Source organism: Streptomyces sp. P9(2023), assembly GCF_032436795.1.
Classification (GTDB): domain Bacteria; phylum Actinomycetota; class Actinomycetes; order Streptomycetales; family Streptomycetaceae; genus Streptomyces.
Window position 1 is genome coordinate 1 of the sequence record NZ_JAUPWM010000291.1, and the last position, 320, is coordinate 320.

1 protein-coding gene is annotated in these 320 nt (G+C 69.1%); it reads left to right on the forward strand.

Features of this window, described 5'->3' with window-relative positions:
• Positions 1-85 precede the first annotated feature (85 nt).
• On the forward strand, positions 86-320 hold a 235-nt coding region (locus Q5762_RS37675), incomplete at its 3' end, for a plasmid recombination protein (protein ID WP_315896818.1).

A 320-nucleotide genomic window follows, 5' to 3' on the forward strand; every position in this document is an offset into this window, starting at 1 on the left:
TATCATCTGATAGTGGCCCGCCGGAGGCACCGCCTTGCGCTGCCCCGACTGGCCGGATTCGGACACCAAGAGGGGAGGGGCAAGCATGGCGGCCTACGCGATCATGCGATGCAAGAAGCTGTCGGGGATGGGCAGCGTGGCGGCGGCGTTGCAGCACTGCTACCGGGAGCGCGAGACGCCCAACGCTGACGCCGAACGCACGCCGGACAACGAGCACCGGGCGGCCACCTCGACCGATGCGGCGATGGGGCGGCTGCGCGAGTTGCTGCCGGAGAAGCGGCGCAAGGACGCGGTGCTGGCGGTCGAATACGTGATGACGG